The organism is Lysinibacillus sp. G01H (assembly GCF_028872195.1).
GTDB classification, from domain to species: domain Bacteria; phylum Bacillota; class Bacilli; order Bacillales_A; family Planococcaceae; genus Lysinibacillus; species Lysinibacillus capsici.
This window is the reverse complement of sequence record NZ_CP118397.1, coordinates 33,749-47,277: the sequence shown is the minus strand read 5'-3', so window position 1 is coordinate 47,277 and position 13,529 is coordinate 33,749. Positions and strand designations below refer to the sequence as shown.

14 protein-coding genes are annotated in these 13,529 nt (G+C 37.9%); 2 read left to right on the top strand and 12 right to left on the bottom strand.

What is annotated here, in order from left to right; translation table 11 throughout:
• The first annotated feature begins 20 nt into the window (after positions 1 to 20).
• Complete coding sequence (locus PSR12_RS00195) at positions 21 to 1,295, top strand: cation:dicarboxylate symporter family transporter (protein ID WP_221683471.1); 1,275 nt, start codon at positions 21 to 23, stop codon at positions 1,293 to 1,295.
• Positions 1,296 to 1,341: 46 nt separating this feature from the next.
• On the opposite strand, the gene PSR12_RS00190 is transcribed toward PSR12_RS00195, so the two are convergent.
• The 10 genes from PSR12_RS00190 to PSR12_RS00145 all read right to left on the bottom strand — a co-directional run bounded on the left by PSR12_RS00190 (position 1,342) and on the right by PSR12_RS00145 (position 9,665).
• Positions 1,342 to 1,962, bottom strand: coding sequence for an RraA family protein (locus tag PSR12_RS00190; RefSeq protein ID WP_221683469.1), 621 nt, complete (start codon positions 1,960 to 1,962; stop codon positions 1,342 to 1,344).
• A 99-nt stretch (positions 1,963 to 2,061) separates the two neighbouring features.
• Positions 2,062 to 2,970 carry a methyl-accepting chemotaxis protein gene (locus PSR12_RS00185; RefSeq protein ID WP_274771103.1) on the bottom strand — a complete coding sequence of 303 codons (909 nt, stop codon included), beginning with the start codon at positions 2,968 to 2,970 and terminating at the stop codon, positions 2,062 to 2,064.
• 138 nt (positions 2,971 to 3,108) lie between these two features.
• On the bottom strand, positions 3,109 to 3,636 hold the full coding sequence (locus PSR12_RS00180) for an LOG family protein (protein ID WP_004233967.1): 528 nt from the start codon (positions 3,634 to 3,636) through the stop codon (positions 3,109 to 3,111).
• A gap of 89 nt (positions 3,637 to 3,725) precedes the next feature.
• Positions 3,726 to 4,394, bottom strand: a complete 669-nt coding sequence (locus PSR12_RS00175; protein WP_004233968.1) for a deoxynucleoside kinase — start codon at positions 4,392 to 4,394, stop codon at positions 3,726 to 3,728.
• Complete coding sequence (locus PSR12_RS00170; protein ID WP_274771100.1) at positions 4,394 to 5,029, bottom strand: deoxynucleoside kinase; 636 nt, start codon at positions 5,027 to 5,029, stop codon at positions 4,394 to 4,396. The genes PSR12_RS00175 and PSR12_RS00170 overlap by 1 nt, the downstream gene beginning before the upstream one ends.
• Positions 5,030 to 5,225: 196 nt before the next feature.
• The gene (locus PSR12_RS00165; protein ID WP_274771098.1) at positions 5,226 to 7,637 is read right to left on the bottom strand and encodes a heavy metal translocating P-type ATPase; all 2,412 of its coding nucleotides are present in this window, start codon (positions 7,635 to 7,637) and stop codon (positions 5,226 to 5,228) included.
• 81 nt (positions 7,638 to 7,718) lie between these two features.
• A complete protein-coding gene (gene copZ / locus PSR12_RS00160) occupies positions 7,719 to 7,925 on the bottom strand; it encodes a copper chaperone CopZ (protein WP_004233974.1) in 207 nt (68 codons plus the stop codon).
• Positions 7,926 to 7,956: 31 nt separating this feature from the next.
• Positions 7,957 to 8,289: a metal-sensing transcriptional repressor gene (locus PSR12_RS00155; protein WP_004233976.1), complete on the bottom strand. Its 333-nt coding sequence runs from the start codon at positions 8,287 to 8,289 to the stop codon at positions 7,957 to 7,959.
• Positions 8,290 to 8,355: 66 nt separating this feature from the next.
• A complete protein-coding gene (locus PSR12_RS00150; RefSeq protein WP_115674558.1) occupies positions 8,356 to 9,309 on the bottom strand; it encodes a cation diffusion facilitator family transporter in 954 nt (317 codons plus the stop codon).
• Between the two features lie 20 nt (positions 9,310 to 9,329).
• The gene (locus PSR12_RS00145) at positions 9,330 to 9,665 is read right to left on the bottom strand and encodes an ArsR/SmtB family transcription factor (protein ID WP_016995255.1); all 336 of its coding nucleotides are present in this window, start codon (positions 9,663 to 9,665) and stop codon (positions 9,330 to 9,332) included.
• Positions 9,666 to 9,888: 223 nt separating this feature from the next.
• On the opposite strand from PSR12_RS00145, the gene tadA reads away from it, so the two are divergent.
• Entirely contained in the window at positions 9,889 to 10,404 is a 516-nt protein-coding gene (gene tadA / locus PSR12_RS00140; RefSeq protein ID WP_221683461.1) for a tRNA adenosine(34) deaminase TadA, read from the top strand.
• A 94-nt stretch (positions 10,405 to 10,498) separates the two neighbouring features.
• Here tadA and PSR12_RS00135 read toward each other — a convergent pair whose 3' ends face one another.
• The gene (locus PSR12_RS00135; protein ID WP_274771095.1) at positions 10,499 to 12,094 is read right to left on the bottom strand and encodes an amidohydrolase; all 1,596 of its coding nucleotides are present in this window, start codon (positions 12,092 to 12,094) and stop codon (positions 10,499 to 10,501) included.
• On the bottom strand, positions 12,091 to 13,422 hold the full coding sequence (gene brnQ, locus PSR12_RS00130; protein ID WP_257520895.1) for a branched-chain amino acid transport system II carrier protein: 1,332 nt from the start codon (positions 13,420 to 13,422) through the stop codon (positions 12,091 to 12,093). Before brnQ ends, PSR12_RS00135 begins: the two co-directional genes overlap by 4 nt.
• Between the last annotated feature and the right edge of the window lie 107 nt (positions 13,423 to 13,529).

Genomic DNA, 13,529 nt, shown 5'->3' with positions numbered 1-13,529 from the left:
TTAGGGGAGGTACAAAGGATTTGAAAAAGAAATTTAAAGTCAGTTTAGCCGCTCAGATTTTAATCGGTTTGATTTTAGGGATCATTGTTGGCGGTATCTTTTACGGAAACCCCAAAATTGAGACATATCTACAACCATTAGGGGATATATTTTTACATCTTATTAAGATGATTGTTGTACCGATTATTATTTCGACATTAATCGTTGGTGTTGCTGGTACTGGAGATATGAAGCAACTTGGACGATTAGGCGGGAAATCAATAATTTACTTTGAGATTATTACTACAGTTGCAATCGTAGTTGGATTACTTTCTGCAAACATTTTCCAACCTGGTGCAGGTATTAACATGAATGAATTATCTCAAGGGGATATTTCGAAGTATGTATCAACAACTGAGGAAGTACAGCATGAAGGACCATTTGATATCATTGTAGGCATTGTCCCAACAAATATTATTCAGTCAATGGCTGAAGGTAATATGCTAGCAATTATCTTCTTCTCAGTTATTTTCGGTTTAGGGGTTGCTGCAGTAGGTGATCGAGGGAAACCAGTCTTAGACTTCTTCCAAGGGGTAGCAGATGCTATGTTCTGGGTAACAAACCTCGTAATGAAATTCGCTCCACTAGGGGTATTTGGTTTAATTGGTGTAACCGTTTCCAAATATGGGTTTGCTTCACTGGTTCCACTTGCCAAATTGGCAATTCTTGTTTATGCAACCATGCTATTCTTTATCTTTGTCGTTCTTGGACTTGTGGCAAAATTCGCAGGGATCAGCATCTTCTATTTAATTAAAGTATTAAAAGATGAGCTAATTTTAGCCTTCTCAACAGCAAGTTCTGAAGCTGTATTACCACGTGTTATGATGAAAATGGAGAAATTAGGGGCGCCAAAGGATATTGTATCTTTTGTTATACCGACCGGTTACTCTTTTAACTTAGATGGGTCAACACTATATCAAGCCATTGCAGCATTATTTATTGCTCAAATGTACGGTATTCACCTAAGCATTGGTGAACAAATTACGTTAATGCTTGTATTAATGGTTACATCTAAAGGTATTGCAGGTGTTCCAGGGGTATCATTCGTAGTACTTCTAGCAACTTTAGGTACTGTAGGTATTCCACTTGAGGGACTAGCCTTCATTGCTGGTATTGACCGTATTCTTGATATGGGACGTACAGTTGTTAACGTAATTGGTAACTCATTAGCGTCATTAGTAATGGCTAAGTGGGAAGGCCGTTTCGATCGAGAAAAGATGAAAAATTACTTTAATGAAAATGAAAATCTAGCGTAATTTTAAAAAAACCCTCACGATGTTGGATGGCATCGTGAGGGTTTTTTTATTTTGCTAACACTTTATCTAAATAAGCGATAATTGATTCTTTTCCATTGGCATGTGCTTCTTGAGCGCGTTTTTCATCTTTTTCAAGCTTAGCCTCTGCTGCTACAACAATTTTTTCAGCATCCTGTTGTGGCACAACAACTACACCATCCACATCCCCAATAATATAATCACCAGGATGAACCGTAACTCCTCCAATGGCGATCGGTACATTTACTTGACCACCGCCGTTTTTATTGCCTGCTGCTACAGTAGTGCCTAACGAAAATACAGGGAAATTTAATTCACGAATTGCTGCAATATCGCGGACTACGCCATCCACAACAAAACCCTGTACACCTATCCCTTTTGCTAAGGAGATTACAAAATCTCCAGCAACAGCTCGGTTTGTATTTCCTTTTGCATCAATGACTAAAATATCCCCTTCATTTGCAGCCCTAATTGCTTCCAAAACTGCCCCATTTTCACCATCTGGTAAACGTACAGTTACAGCTCGCCCAGCAACTTTAAAATGGTCTGCTAACGGCTTAATATCACTTCGCACATTGGTATGCCCGCCTGTTGCATCTGAAATAGCTGTTGTTGGTAAATGCTGAAAGCTTACTTCCACTTTTGTCATACATAACACCCCTATTATGATTAATGACTTACACTAGTATTGTAAATAAAAAATATATCCTATTTCAATATATCTCGAAAATAGTAGTCATTAGTAGAATTAAATAATTTCAATAAATTGCTTTGATTGCTCGTCTAAGGCTTCAGCAGCAGACGCTATTTCACTAAAGTCTTTCGCTGTGACAGTAATTTGTTCATTTGTTTTATCTATTTTTTCTGCTATTTTTGTAATACTATCAGTCACCTGACCAATTTCTCGCTCAATGCCCTCTACATTATCCTTCACTTCTGAAATAGATTGTTCAACTCTTACAGAAAGCTTGCGTACCTCTTTCGCTACTACATCAAAACCTCTACCATATTCTCCAGCCCTAGCGGCTTCAATAGCTGCATTTAATGCCAATAAATTAGTTTGTGAGGCAATTTCTTGTACAGTCTTGACTATTCCTTTAATAGAATCTGCTTGTTTCTGAAGTTGCACAAGATTACTTACATTTTCATTTGATTCCTTTGAAACTACTTTAATGGTTTCTAGTAGATCTTGGCTATTTTGAATGCCCGCCTCTGAACGCTGGTAAAGCTTATTAGACATGCCCTTCAACTTGTCAGCAACACTAACAATCTCATGTTGCCGTTCAGTGATATTGGTAGCTATTTTGGATACACCTATTACTTTTCTTGTATTATTTGCGAAGACAGGCATATATGTCGCTTCCAGCCAAATTATATTACCTCTAGCATCAATTCTTTCTATTTTGTCCTGATAGCTGTTTCCTGCCGTTAGGTTGCGCCAAAATTTATCGTACTCCATACTATTAATGAAATCAGGCAAACAAAAGTCTTTATGATGTTTTCCTAGCATTTCCTGCACTGTATAGCCCAATGTTTGAGCAAATAGTTCATTGACATACGCCACTCTTCTATCCATATCGAAGCGGATAATGGCTATATTGCGTTCAATAGCCTGTACTACTAAATCATCGGTTACTTGAGCCTCTACACTATGCATAAAGAACACCCCATCCATTACTAATTTTTTACTTAAAATTTAATTATTTTACTTTTATATTACATTAATTATGCCTCAGTGTAATTGCAGCGGATGTTAGTGCACCTGCTGCATCAAGATAAAAAACATGGAAAGAGTTCATCCATGTTTTTTTAATAAACGTAAAATCCCTTCAGAGGTAGCCGCTACACGTAAGAACTTCTTTTGCTCTGCACGTATAAAGCCTTCCTCTAGCATTGTTTTAAAATGCTGTAGAAGTGCATCATAGAATCCATGGACATTATATAAAATGACAGGTTTTGTATGAAGTCCAATCTGAGCCCAAGTAAATACCTCAAAATATTCATCTAAAGTCCCTGCGCCACCTGGCAGAGCAATAAAAGCATCTGCTAACTCGGCCATTTTAGCTTTACGAATATGCATAGAGTCTACGATATGAATTTCTGTTAATGAGGCATGTGCCAATTCACGCTTTTGTAAATGTGTTGGCATCACACCAATCACTTCTCCTCCAGCTGCTAAAACAGCATCGGCCACCTTCCCCATTAGGCCTGTTTTAGAACCACCATAGACAACCCCGTGACCGTTTTTTGCCAGTGCTGTACCAAGCTCAGCCGCTTTCTCTGCATAAATAGGGCTTTTACCCAAACCGGATCCGCAATACACTGCGATTCTTATAATAATCCCTCCTATTCAAAAAACGTGAAACAATCGGCTATATATTGTCTCACGTTTTTTGGTCATTTATTTTACTTTTATTTTCGTAAATGGCTTGTTTGTTTTAGCATATGACTGATACGGCTTACAATTGATTCAATGGCATCAGGATTTTTTAATAAATCATAATCATTAATATCTAAACGTAGAACTGGACAGGAATTAAAATTATTTATCCAATTTTCATAGCGTTCATGCATTTCTATCCAATAATCATTCGGTGTTTGTTGCTCCATTGTACGTCCACGCTCTTGAATACGTCCAATAACTGCATCAATAGGTCCTTCAAGATAGACAAGCAAATCTGGATGTGGGAAATAAGGTGTCATTACCATTGCATCAAACAAATTTGTATAAGTCTCATAATCTGTTGGGCTCATTGTTCCTTTATCATAATGCATCTTAGCAAAAATGCCAGTATCCTCATAAATAGAACGATCTTGTACAAATCCTCCACCATATTCAAAAATACGCTTCTGTTCTTTAAAACGCTCTGCTAAAAAATAGACCTGTAAATGAAAGCTCCATTTTTCAAAGTCCTCATAAAATTTATCAAGGTATGGATTTGTGTCTACTTTCTCGAACGAGGTACGAAAGTTCAGTGCCTCTGCTAAAGCCTTTGTCATCGTCGATTTTCCTACCCCAACAGTACCAGCAATCGTAATAACCGTTTGTGGTGGAATATCGTACTTCTCTCTTAAATTCATTATTGCAAACTCCTTTGTTGTAACGTATCTTTAATTATTTTTAAAACATGATTTAAATCATTTGGATTTTTTACAAAATCAAGCTGATCTCCATTAAATCGAATAACTGGAATTTCGGGATGCATGCTCTCAAAATGCTCGATAAAAGAATGATAGTCGGCCACAAGCTGCTCCATGTAATCACGTGAAATCATCTTTTCAAACTCTCGCCCTCGCATGGCGATACGCTTCATTAATGTCTCAACACTGGCATGTAAATAAACCACTACATTTGGAACAGGCATGTCTTTCGTTAAAATTCTATAGATCTCCTCATACTTCTCGTATTCAGTTGGTGCCAATGTACGCTTCGCAAATATTAAATTTTTAAAAATATGATAGTCTGCTACAACAGGTTTGGCATGTGCTAAACGAAATTTTTTAATATCGGTTAGTTGCTTATAGCGATTACAAAGGAAGAACATTTCCGTTTGGAAACTCCACTCTTCAATGTCTTCATAAAACTTATTTAAAAAAGGGTTTTCGTCTACAATTTCTTTTAATAGATGGTAATTAAATGTCGCTGCTATCTCTTTCGATAAAGAGGTTTTACCAACACCAATCGGACCTTCTACCGTAACAAATGGAACCGTCACCAGAAGCTCCTCCTTTTGTTCTATGGATTCGATCATTGTGTCCTACATAAAATGAATCAGTGCCTTTCATTTTATCATAGTAGGAAAATGAAAAACAGAATCAACCTATTGTTCTAGTAAATTTACCTGGGGTATTCTTCTTAGTGACATAGAAAAAAGACATCGAGAATCTACTTCCCGATGCCTTTATACCAACTTATAATTTCACTCGTTGTAAACGAAGTGCATTTAATACGACCGAAACTGAACTAAAGGCCATCGCTGCGCCTGCTACCCATGGCGCAAGCAGACCGAGTGCAGCAATTGGAATACCTAATGTATTATAAGCAAATGCCCAAAATAGATTTTGTTTAATATTACGCATTGTTTTTCTACTCATTAGAATGGCATCCGCGATACTATTTAAATCTCCACGAATAAGCGTAATATCGGCTGCTTCCATTGCCACATCTGTCCCTGTACCAATTGCCATCCCAATATTCGCTGTTGCTAAGGCAGGTGCGTCATTAATACCATCACCTACCATCGCCACTTTTTTCCCTTGGGCTTGAAGTTTTTTCACTTCATCAGCTTTACCTTCTGGTAAGACTTCTGCAATAACATGATTCACGCCTACCTCTGTTCCAATTGCTTTAGCAGTACGCTCGTTATCACCAGTCATCATGATGACCGTAATACCCATATCCTGTAAACGACGAATAGCTTCTTTTGATGTATCTTTCACGGTATCAGCCACAGCTACTAAACCTGCATATTGCCCATTGATGGCTGCTAACATGGCTGTCTTACCATTTCGTTCTAGTTGCTCCATTGTTGGTAAAATATCATTAATATGAATACCATATTGTTGCATTAATTTACGTGTGCCAATGATAACACCTTGACCTGAGACAGTTGCCTCCACACCATAACCCGGTATTGCTTCAAAGAATTGAACGTCACCTAAAGCTATGCCGCGTTTTTCTATGCCTTGAACAATGGCTTCTGCTAGTGGATGCTCTGACTGCTTCTCTGCTGCCCCGATTAAGGATAAAAAGCGTGCTTCATCTTGCTCTGGTGCTAACAGAACATCTGTAAGCTCAGGTTTACCATGTGTCACTGTTCCTGTTTTATCTACAACAACTGTATCTATGCCTTGTGTTTGCTCTAAATGTTCTCCACCTTTAAATAAAATACCAAACTCAGCTGCACGTCCAGAGCCTGCCATTATTGAAGTTGGTGTTGCTAACCCAAGTGCACATGGACAAGCAATAACAAGAACTGCGATTAATACCTCTAAAGCAGATGTAAATTCCCCTGGACGGACCCAAATAATCCAAATGAAAAAGGTTACAATGGCTATGCCAACTACAATAGGTACGAAAATTCCCGAAATCTGATCTGCTAAACGTTGAATAGGTGCTTTCGATCCTTGAGCATCTTCGACCACTTTAATAATTTGTGCCAATGCTGTATCACGACCAACCTTTGTTGCAGTCATTTTAATAAAACCATTTTTGTTAATAGTTGAGCCAAATAATTGATCACCTTGCTTTTTATCAACTGGTAGACTCTCTCCTGTTAACATCGATTCATCAACAGCTGTTGTCCCCTCTATTACCTCACCATCTACAGGAATTTTTTCACCTGGTTTCACTAAAATAACATCGCCAATGATAACTTCCTCTAATGGGACCTCCTTTTCTATACCGTCACGTACAACGATAGCTGTCTTTGCTTGAAGTCCCATTAGTTTTTTTATGGCTTCAGATGAACGTCCTTTTGCCTTTGCCTCAAATAATTTACCTAATAAAATAAGTGTAATTAATACAGCACTGGTTTCAAAATAAAGATGTGGACCATGGTGTGATCCTATCGTTACAATCGCTTGATAGACACTATAGAAATAGGCCGCTGAAGTCCCCATAACAACAAGCACATCCATATTTGCACTACCATTGCGTAATGCTTTATATGCCCCTACATAAAATTGTTTACCAATAATAAATTGCACAGGCGTAGCCAATACCATTTGGACCCATGGATTCATTAGAAATTCTGGAACATATAAAAATGATGTAAAGGAAAAATGACCAACCATCGTCCAAAGCAGTGGTAATGAAAGAATAGCCGATAAAATAAATTTATGTTGTTGCTGTTTAATTGCTTTTTCGCGATGATCTACGGTTTCCTGTTCATCTGCCTTTTGATGTGCCCCATAGCCTAGCTTCTCAACCTTTGTAATGATATCTGCGATGGATACTTCCGAAGGATTAAACTCAATCATCGCTTTTTCCAGTGCTAAGTTAACATTAGCAGAGGAAATACCACTTAGCTTATTTAACCCTTTTTCAATGCGAGTCGCACAAGCTGCACATGTCATTCCTGTAATATCAAGCTCAGCTTTTTGTTTAACAACACCATAGCCAAGTGCTTCTATTTTCCTTTCAAAATCTGCTTCACTTAGTTTAGTTGGGTCATATTTAATAGATGATTTTTCAAGTGCTAAATTTACTGTTGCATGTTCTACACCATCCATTTTATTTAAACCTTTTTCTATACGAGTGGCACAGGCTGCACACGTCATACCCGTAATTTGCAAATTAGCTTCTTTACTAGCAGAACTCATTTACCATTCACCTCTCCTTATACCAACAGGGGGTATATTTTTTTGAAAATAAGAGAGTGCTACTGGAGCACTCTACAATTATTATTTTACGTCATATCCTTGGTCATCAATTGTTTCTTTAATTTGGTCAAGTGATACTTGTGCATCATCAAATGCAATATCCACTAAACCATCTGCTAAATTAACTTTTACTTGTTCAACACCAGCTAGAGCACCAACACTTTTTTCCACAGCATTTACACAATGACCACATGACATTCCTTGTACGTTTAATGTTACGTTTTGCATAATAAAATCTCTCCTTTTGTATGTTTTCAATCTATTTTTTCATTAACTTTTGGATCGTTATGACTAACTCATCTAATACTGCTTCATCGCCCTCTGATAGACGATCCACAACACAGCCCTTTAAATGACCTTCTAATAATATTTTTGCCACACTATTTAATGCAGATTGTGTAGCAGATAGTTGCGTAATAATATCATCACAGTAAACATCTTTATCAATCATTCCCTTAATACCACGAATCTGACCTTCAATTCGATTTAAGCGAGTTGTTAGATCCTTTTTCACACGCTCAGGGTGATGACTTTTTCGGCAAGACGTAGCTTCCTCTGTATGACAAGCATCCTCTTTTACTGTCTCCTCCATTCACTACACCTCCTATTTGTAATCATCATACTATACCCAAGAAGGGTATGCAAGTCATAAAAAATTTTATTTATCATCATGATGATGTTCATGGTCATTTTCTAATTTACATAAAATAGAATTATCATGTCGATGTAAGGATGTTTCTAATTGAATTGTTACATGCTTAATGCCCTTATGTTGAAGATTATGTTCAATTTTCCGCAAGATATGCTCACTCTCAGCTATTTTCAATTGATCATTGACAACCGCATGACAGGATAATGCATTCGTTCCACTAGTAATTGTCCAGATGTGTAAATCGTGGATACTTTCTATTCCATCAGTCTGTTCTATTAACTGAATAATCTCCTGAACATCTACATTTGAAGGTGTCCCCTCCATTAAGACATGAATGGAGGCTTTTGTGACATGGTAGCCACTTCGTACGACCAATAATGCAACAATAACGCTTGCAAGAGGATCTGCCCAGCCCCAGCCAAAAAACATAATTAATAGTGCCGCAACAATAGCGCCTACAGACCCTAGCATATCACTTAGTACATGTAAAAATGCTCCGCGCATATTTAAATTATCCTTTGTATCACTTCCACGCATCATAATCCAGGCAACTAAAATGTTAACGAACAAACCAATTATACTAATAATAAGCATTCCAGTTGTAGCTACTTCTGGTGGGTTTGTAAATCGTTCAATTGCTTCATAGAAAATAAATAATGCGATTCCTATTAATGTAATACCATTCAGTACTGCAGCTAAAATCTCAAATCGTTTATAGCCGTATGTTTTACTATAGCTTGCAGCTTTTTCCCCAAACATAAAAGCTAACATCGCTATACCTAAAGAGATAGAGTCACTTAACATATGCCCTGCATCTGATAAAAGAGCCAAACTATTTGTTAAAAAGCCACCAATGGCTTCCACTACCATATACCCTGTAATAATAATAAACGACAGTAATAATACCTTTTTATTTGCACCATGTGTATGATCATGGCCATGGTCGTGTTGATGTCCCATTGTTATTCCCCCATTTCATTTTAGTTATGAGCCGCATGCTCAATGGCCTGCTTCAATAAATTCATAATGTGATCATCGTCCTTAGAATAATATAAGGTTGTTCCCTCTCTCCTAAATTTCACCAATCTTAAATTTTTAAGAAAGCGTAATTGGTGGGAAACGGTTGATTGGCCTAAATCTAAAATTTCTGCAATATCATTAACAGAATGTTCATCTGAACAAAGTAAGTTTAAAATACGAATTCGTGTTGGATCACTCAATGCTTTAAAAGTCTGAGATACTACAAATAATGTCTCTTCATCTAAATGCTGATCAATATTTTTTTGCATTTCTGAACTGTTTAATTTTTCATCCATAGAAGTTTACCCCATTCTTCAATATTTATATATGAGCATGTGTTCATATATAAATATATATGGATATATAAGGAATGTCAACAAGTATTTATGCTTCAACATATTACAGGGGAAGCGTTTACGCATGGCTGCGATGATTATAGATGAATATAACATCCGAAAAGAAGTTAACAGTAGCAATTACCAATTCAGCACGCTACACTACTGTTAAGGAGAGATATGAGTGGATATTTTTGACGCAGATCGTTTATTTATGAAACAAGCCTTAGAGGAAGCTCAACAGGCTGCCTTACTTGGGGAAGTACCAATTGGTGCAGTACTTGTTTATGAAGGAAAAATCATTGCACGTGCGCATAATTTAAGAGAAACAACGCAAAATGCTACAACACATGCGGAGTTGTTAGTGATTCAAGAAGCCTGCAAAAAAATAGGGAGTTGGCGACTGGAGAATACTACTCTTTATGTTACATTGGAGCCTTGTCCAATGTGTGCAGGGGCCATTCTCCAATCACGTGTACCTCGAGTTGTTTATGGGGCAAGAGATCAAAAAGCTGGCTGTGTAGATTCTCTTTACCGTTTATTAAATGATGAACGCTTTAATCATGAATGTGATGTAACAGAAGGGATTTTAGCCGAGGAATGTGGTCAAATTTTAACAGACTTTTTTAAGGCATTAAGAGATCGTAAAAAAGCTGAGAAAAAAGCACGATTAGCTTCCAACGATATAAATGGTCATTAAAGAAGGTGCCTCCTCATGAGACACCTTCCTTTTATATTTAAGGGAATAGTGATATATATGAAATGTGTCGTAGCAGCGACCATCTTCATCTAATTTATTGAGCTTGAATAGTGGATTGTGTAAAAACACATTCTCCTTCGATATATGTAGCGAATGGTTTTACATGCATAAGCTGGTTATGTGAAAGCGTCAGCAAATCGTCTGTTAGTACAACAAAATTAGCTTCATAGCCCTCTTTTAACTGACCAACGTTCTCCATACGAATCATCGTCTTGGCATCAACTGTGTATAGCTGTAATGCCTCCTCTACAGAGATTTTTTCTGCGGTACCTAAATCTGTTCCATCATAGGCTGTTCGTGTAACAGCTGTTTGTATCGTAACAAAGGGATTAGCCGCTTCTGCCCATGATGTAGCAGGCGCATCTGAAGAGAGCGCTGTCGCAATTCCTCTCTTGAGAAATGTTTGTACACCATATAATGTCTGTGTTTTTTCTAGCCCTAGATTCTCTAAATAACTCTCAATTTCACAAAATAAGAAGATGGGTTGTGGCACAAAGCCTATCCCCCATTCAGCAGCTTTTTGCAAGGCACTTTTAGATGGCATGGCTGCATGCTCAATACGAACAGACGGTGCATCTGTTAACCAAGCCTTTTCCTCATAAAATGTGTCGACAATTAGATCAATGGCTCTGTCCCCCATTGCATGAACCACTAATTGAATACCATATTCTTTTGCTACCGCAGCAGCAGCTAGCAGCTCCTCTTTCGAAGTCATCGCTATGCCTTTTTCATCACTTCCCAAAAATGGCTCAGAAACAAGTGCTGTACGGCCTGAAACACTACCATCCGAAAATAGCTTGATGCCTCCGATATAGGCTCCTGCAGAACGATCAATAGTATTTGCTGTCAACAGCTCAAATCGTTGAATATCCTCCCAGATATAATAAACTGCTACGCGTTGCTTAAAGCCTTTTTCTTGAGCTTTACGATACAGGCCTAAATAATCAATTGGTGCTACAGTTGCCATTAATTCTGTAATACTTGTTACACCATAGGATGCCAAAGTTTGTGATAGCTTTAGCAGCCTTTTGACAATCTCTTCTTCAGAGGGTGTAGGTAAATGCTGTAACACTAGATTCCGTGCATTTTCACGCAGTACGCCTGTAGGTTCTCCATTTTCATCCCGATCGATTTGTCCACCCTGTGGATCAAGCGTATCCTTCGTAATACCTGCGATTGCTAATGCTCTACTATTAACCGATACGATATGACCACATGTACGCATAACAATAACAGGTAACTCTGTAGAGGCACGGTCTAAGTCCTCTTTTAAAGGCGCTCTTCTTTCCTTTAGTTTCCCTTCATCATAGCCCCAGCCTAATAGCCATCCCCGCTGACTTGCATCATAATTTGCTAGTGCATTAATTATATCCTCAATAGAATAAATATATGGAGGTAAACAAGCCACTTGTTCCAAAACATCCGCTAACATAATCGGATGCATATGAGCGTCAATAATCCCAGGAATAATGACCTTTCCTTGTACATCTATTATTTCTCCCTGATAGGGGGGTAAATCTTCCTGTTGTCCAATCCAAAGTATCTCTCCTCCTTCAATTACCATAGCAGTTGCAGATGGCTGATTAGTATCTGCCGTATAAATCTTTGCGTTACAAATAATTTTCATCATTTTTCAACTCCTATTTCTTCCATACCAAAAGTAGATTTTTCAGGATCTTCTGCTTTCAGCACCTTATGCAAAATAGTACCGATAATAAAGCCAACAATAGATGGCATAATCCAAGCAAATCCACTAGACTGCAATGGTAAATGCATGACCAACTGTGTCACACCAGGTATCGTAATTTCATAGCTAGCAAATGTTTCAACGACGCTTACTAGAAATGCAAATAGTACAGTTCCTTTATAGGCTCCTGCATTTGGTACAAAACGATCAAAGGCTCCCAGTAGCACAAGTACAATAATGACTGGATAAATTACCAAGAAAATCGGCAATGTAATTTCGACGATGGCACCTACACCTAAGGAGCCAATAGTTGCGCCTACTACACACATAATAAAGACCCACGTTCTATAGCCAAGCTTCTCTTTTGTTAGTTCATTTAAAAACTGTGAAGATATGACCATGACGCCAATCGCTGATGTTAAGCAGGCAAAAACAACACATATAGCTAGTAACGCTTTACCCAAATTACCAATGACACTAAAGGCAATGCCCGCTAATAGTTCTGTATCACTGCCAGGATTTGTGATGATGCCACTACTTGTAGCCCCTAAATAAAGTAGGCCACCATATACTGCAATTAACCCTATTGCAGCAATAGCCATACCACCAAGCGCGACCTTTTTAGATTGTTTCCCTTTATAGCCGTAGCCAACGATTGCTGCTAAAAAGATTGGCGCACAAAGAATACCTGTTCCCACATCTCCTGTTTGATAGGCTGCTATTATGGAGTTGGCAAAAACACTTTCTGCACCGGTATTAATTGCCGCTCCTATTGGGTCTAATACCCCTTTACCAATGAGGATAATAAGTATAAGAACAAGAACAGGCGTCAACCATTTTCCAATCTTATCGATCACATTCGATTGGTCCATCGCAAAGTAAAAGCAAATCGCAAAAAATGCTAATACTGACACAATTAAAGGTACGTTCGGAATAATTTGTGATACCCCTAATTCATGAGTTGTCGCTGACATCCTCGGTATTGTGACAACCATCCCAATACAAACCATCATGACCGTATTAAAGGCTTTATAAAACCAATTTCCAATTGGTCTTGTGAGCGCTTCCACAGTTCCCCCAGTATTATAAATTGCATACACCGCAAGCACAGGTAAAATAACACCCGTTAAGCTAAAGCCCATCAAAGCGGAAATCCAAGATTCCCCTGCACTATTTCCTATGGATGGCGGAAATATTAAATTCCCAGCACCAAAAAATATAGCAAATAAGGCTAGCCCCACGATTATCGTATGCTGCACAACTTTAGACATATCCTCAACCCCTTTATAATTGTTTACAGAAGATTTATCTAAATAATAAAAAATTTAATAACACGAAAAAAGGAGATAAATTTTTATCCCCTTTTTGTAAAATTTTT

What these genes read in the sequence shown, in the direction of transcription:
- PSR12_RS00145 (WP_016995255.1), bottom strand. Translation starts at nt 9,665, where the DNA reads ATGGATGAAAAATTAAACAGTTCAGAAATGCAAAAAAATATTGATCAG.
- PSR12_RS00155 (WP_004233976.1), bottom strand. Translation starts at nt 8,289, where the DNA reads ATGGAGGAGACAGTAAAAGAGGATGCTTGTCATACAGAGGAAGCTACG.
- PSR12_RS00165 (WP_274771098.1), bottom strand. Translation starts at nt 7,637, where the DNA reads ATGAGTTCTGCTAGTAAAGAAGCTAATTTGCAAATTACGGGTATGACG.
- PSR12_RS00185 (WP_274771103.1), bottom strand. Translation starts at nt 2,970, where the DNA reads ATGCATAGTGTAGAGGCTCAAGTAACCGATGATTTAGTAGTACAGGCT.
- PSR12_RS00190 (WP_221683469.1), bottom strand. Translation starts at nt 1,962, where the DNA reads ATGACAAAAGTGGAAGTAAGCTTTCAGCATTTACCAACAACAGCTATT.
- PSR12_RS00150 (WP_115674558.1), bottom strand. Translation starts at nt 9,309, where the DNA reads ATGGGACATCAACACGACCATGGCCATGATCATACACATGGTGCAAAT.
- PSR12_RS00135 (WP_274771095.1), bottom strand. Translation starts at nt 12,094, where the DNA reads ATGATGAAAATTATTTGTAACGCAAAGATTTATACGGCAGATACTAAT.
- PSR12_RS00175 (WP_004233968.1), bottom strand. Translation starts at nt 4,394, where the DNA reads ATGAATTTAAGAGAGAAGTACGATATTCCACCACAAACGGTTATTACG.
- brnQ (WP_257520895.1), bottom strand. Translation starts at nt 13,422, where the DNA reads ATGTCTAAAGTTGTGCAGCATACGATAATCGTGGGGCTAGCCTTATTT.
- copZ (WP_004233974.1), bottom strand. Translation starts at nt 7,925, where the DNA reads ATGCAAAACGTAACATTAAACGTACAAGGAATGTCATGTGGTCATTGT.